The sequence below is a fragment of the Mesorhizobium sp. M7A.F.Ca.CA.002.09.1.1 genome (assembly GCF_003998555.1).
Classification (GTDB): domain Bacteria; phylum Pseudomonadota; class Alphaproteobacteria; order Rhizobiales; family Rhizobiaceae; genus Mesorhizobium; species Mesorhizobium ciceri.
Window position 1 is genome coordinate 1 of record NZ_RZRR01000574.1, and the last position, 3736, is coordinate 3736.

The 3736-nt window shown below is 63.5% G+C and carries 5 protein-coding genes; 2 read left to right on the forward strand and 3 right to left on the reverse strand.

Annotated features, from left to right (window positions below; translation table 11 throughout):
- A partial coding sequence (locus EN994_RS22245; protein WP_245466061.1) for a hypothetical protein occupies positions 1-572 on the forward strand: 572 nt, incomplete at its 5' end.
- 34 nt (positions 573-606) lie between these two features.
- Here EN994_RS22245 and EN994_RS22250 read toward each other — a convergent pair.
- The 3 genes from EN994_RS22250 to EN994_RS22260 all read right to left on the reverse strand — a co-directional run bounded on the left by EN994_RS22250 (position 607) and on the right by EN994_RS22260 (position 2769).
- Positions 607-1377: a sulfite exporter TauE/SafE family protein gene (locus tag EN994_RS22250; RefSeq protein ID WP_013529133.1), complete on the reverse strand. Its 771-nt coding sequence runs from the start codon at positions 1375-1377 to the stop codon at positions 607-609.
- 118 nt (positions 1378-1495) lie between these two features.
- Positions 1496-2224, reverse strand: coding sequence for a class I SAM-dependent methyltransferase (locus EN994_RS22255; protein ID WP_024502917.1), 729 nt, complete (start codon positions 2222-2224; stop codon positions 1496-1498).
- A gap of 65 nt (positions 2225-2289) precedes the next feature.
- The gene (locus EN994_RS22260; protein WP_063169202.1) at positions 2290-2769 is read right to left on the reverse strand and encodes an Lrp/AsnC family transcriptional regulator; all 480 of its coding nucleotides are present in this window, start codon (positions 2767-2769) and stop codon (positions 2290-2292) included.
- A 135-nt stretch (positions 2770-2904) separates the two neighbouring features.
- On the opposite strand from EN994_RS22260, the gene EN994_RS22265 reads away from it, so the two are divergent.
- Positions 2905-3736 (forward strand): DMT family transporter (locus EN994_RS22265; protein WP_164746073.1); only part of this gene is annotated, 832 nt, incomplete at its 3' end.

Sequence of the window (3736 nt, forward strand, 5' to 3'; positions counted from 1 at the left end):
GGACACTGCAGGAGCAACCCATGGACTGGTACTCGATCGTCAAATTCCTCCACGTCACTACCGCCATTCTGTGGGTCGACGGCGGCTTCGTACTGTTCCTGCTGGGCATGCTTGCCGAGCGCGCGGGCAACATCGAGGAAAAGCTGCAGGCAATGCGCGCCAGCGGTCAGCTGGGCGGCAGGTTCTTTGCGCCGATGTCGATGCTGACGCTGATCTTCGGCCTCATCATGTGCTGGTTCTGGGTCGGCTTCTCCGATTTGTGGGTACTCATCGGCCTGGCGGGATACGCCACGACCTTTTCGATCGGCATGTTCATCTTCAAGCCGACCGGGGAGCGCATGGGCGCAATGATCGCCAAAGAGGGCGTCACGCCAGAGGTTCTTGCCATCGGCCAGCGCATGATGAGCGCGGCACGTTTCGACTATGCGGTGATGCTGGTGATCATTGCGGACATGGTGCTCAAACCGACCGTGCATGACATCGGCATCCTTGCCGGCATGGTGCTGGTCGTTATGGTCGGCGCGACACTGGCTTTTGGCGGCAACCGTCGTCTGGTGCCAAGCGCCGCCTGACCCCTAATGACGGGGCGGCTGCGCGGCGGCCTTTCTACATCAGGCCGACAATGCCATCCCACAGCAGCTTCAGCGCCACGACCGCGACGGTTGCGTAGGTAAAGGGATAGAAGGTTTCCGGCCGCATGCGGCGCACCAGCCACGCTCCGGCGATGGTCGACAGCGGCGCCAGCGGCATCAGCACCGCCGATGCCGTCAGATTGGCGGTGTCGAACTGGCCGAGCGCGAAATAGGGCACCAGCTTCAGCGCGTTGGTGGCGGCAAAGAAGATCGCTGCGGTGCCCGACAGAACTTTCGGATCGAGACGGATCGGCAAGGCATAGACCTGGAAGGGCGGACCGCCGACATGGGCAACGAAGCTGGTGAAGCCGGCGACCGTGCCCCACACGGCGGCGGCCACGCGGTTGGGCGCGGCCGCGTGATCGGCGCCGTGGCGGAACTGCAGATAGAGCCAGCGCAGGACGAAGATGATGGCGACGGCGCCAACGATCAGCCGCACCGCCTCTTCGGTCACCAGTGCCGCCGTAAGCCAGCCAAGGCCGATGCCGATGACGGCGCCCGGCATCATGTCGACCAGCATCTTGCGGTCGTAAACGCCCCACCACGTCCACACCGAGACGATGTCCATCAGGCACAGGATCGGCAGCAGGATGGCCGCCGCCTGCACCGGCGGCATGGTCAGCGCCATCAGCGGCACGCCGACGAAACCGACGGCACCGCCAAAGCCGCCCTTCGACAGGCCGACCAGAATGACCGCCGGAATGGCGGCCGCATAGAACCACGGATCGAGAAGCAGGCCTGACATGGGAGGGGACTGGTCCGGAGGGAAAGCGTGTCGACGCTTGAATAGCCCAGAATGTCGGGCGGAGCGACAGCAAATATGAGCGTGGCGGCTGCACATGCGGGCCGACGCAGGCCTGTGCCTACCGACGCGCCGAGACCAGCAGGAACATCGGCCGCTCGAGCTCTTCCGCCAGTTCGGGTTTGGCCGCGATCTGCTCTGATGTCGGACGGAACTCCTCGACATGCGCGATGGTGAAGCCGGCCTGCAGGAGAGCGTTGAGCGTGGTGCCGATCGTGCGGTGATGTTTCACGACGCCCTTGGCCAGCCAGTCCGTGCTGCGCGGTCCTTCCACCAGATACTGGTCGACAGGCCACGTCTTTCGGCCTTCGCTATCGATCACCCAGCCGGGTTTGGTCGGCGCCATGAAGATCGGATGTTCCGTCGAAAAGACGAAATGCCCGCCAGGCGCCAGGGCCCGATGCACGGTCCCGAACAGACGCGACACATCCTCGACATAGTGCAAGGCGAGCGAACTGTAGACGAGATCGAAGCTGGCTTCCGGCAGGCTGAGCCGATCGAGATCGGCCGTCTCATAGCTTATCCCTGCATCCGGGCCGGCGGCCCTTGCTCGGGCAAGCATCTTCTCCGACAGGTCCAGGCCAAGCACCTGCGCCGCCCCATGCTCGCGTGCCCAGCGGCAGAACCAGCCGAAGCCGCAGCCGAGATCGACGACCCTCAAGCCGCCGACATCGGGCAGCATCGCGCGCATTGCCGGCCACTCGGCGGCACCCTCCAGCCCTTCGACCGAACGGCCGAGTTGGCTGTAGCCTGCGAAGAAATCCTCACGGTCGTATATGTTCTGCGCCATGACAGTCTCGGTCTCATTTGGTCGGCACACTAACCAAGCGGCCACCGGCTTTCCACCCGGCTCGATCAGGAGGCATGCAAGACCTTTGCCCTATCCCGAGAAGCAGCCGCGTCGAGCGGTGGCGGCCGCCGCCGGATCGGCTGCGCCTTGATGATGGCGGTGCTTGTCTCCGCCTTGTCGGCGATACGGTCGAGAATCCCGTCGAGATCGCCGATCGAGCGTACGAACAGCCGGGCGACGAAGCAGTCATCGCCCGTTACCTTGTCGCATTCGCCGAATTCGGGGATGTCCTCGATCAGCTTCTGAACGATGTGCAGCTTGCCCGGCAGAGGCCGGATGCGCACGATCGCCTGCAAGGTATAGCCGAGCGCGAGCGGATCGATCTCGACGGTGAACGCCCGGATGACGCCGCGCTCCTCGAGTCGTCGCAGCCGCTCCGAAACGCTTGGCGACGACAGCCCGACCTGGGCGGCCAGCTCCTTCAGCGAGGTCCGCGCATCCTTGATCAGGATTTCAAGGAGATTTCGGTCGAGATCGTCCAGCATCTTTTTCCTTTTCCCGACAGCTTGGAGCTTTCTCCTAATATAATTAGGCCAATAGGCCATACACCCTTTCCAATCTGATGGAAAGCTTCGCGACCGCATGAGATTATGGCGGCTCAACCGATAAGGAGGTTTGTTGTGAACGAGACAGTACGCGGCACGGTCGAAATGTCCGCCGCAATGGCCATCCTGGGAACGATCGGATGGTTCGTCGTCCTGTCCGGCCAGCCGATCATGGATGTGGTGTTTTGGCGTTGCGCTTTCGGCGCGCTGACGCTGCTCATCATCTGCGCCGGGCTGGGGTTGCTGCGCAACAGGCTGTCGCTGCGCATCATCGGCATCGCCGCGCTCGGCGGCGTCGCCATCGTCGTCAACTGGCTTTTGCTGTTCAGCGCTTTCTCGCGCGCGTCGATCTCGATCGCCACCGCCGTCTACAACACGCAGCCCTTCATGCTGGTCGGCTTCGGCGCGCTCTTCTTCGCCGAGCGGCTGAGCCTGACCAAGCTGACCTGGCTGACCATCGCCTTCGCCGGCATGGTGCTGATCGTGCAGTCGGCTCCCGATGCCGGCCCCAATGCCGGCATGGCCGGCACGGATTATTTCACCGGCATCGTCATGGCATTGGGCGCGGCCTTCTTCTGGGCCGTCGCCGCCATCGTCACCAAGAAGCTCAAGGGCACGCCACCGCATCTGATTGCGCTGATACAGGTCTGCGTCGGCGTCGTCATGCTGGCGCCGTTCGCCAATCTATCCCGGCTTCCAGCCGATGCCTGGAGCTGGACCATGCTGGCGACGCTCGGCATCGTCCACACCGGCCTGATGTACATACTGATGTACGGCGCCATCCAGAAGCTGCCGACGCATCTGCAGGGATCGCTGTCGTTCATCTATCCCGTCGTCGCCATCCTGGTCGACGTCGTCGCCTTCGGCCATCGGCTGCATCTGAGCCAGGTCGTCGGCGCCACCGCCA

Bases quoted from the DNA above. Each gene is read 5' to 3' on its own strand.
- EN994_RS22250 (WP_013529133.1), bottom strand. From the start codon at position 1,377: ATGTCAGGCCTGCTTCTCGATCCGTGGTTCTATGCGGCCGCCATTCCG.
- EN994_RS22255 (WP_024502917.1), bottom strand. From the start codon at position 2,224: ATGGCGCAGAACATATACGACCGTGAGGATTTCTTCGCAGGCTACAGC.
- EN994_RS22260 (WP_063169202.1), bottom strand. From the start codon at position 2,769: ATGCTGGACGATCTCGACCGAAATCTCCTTGAAATCCTGATCAAGGAT.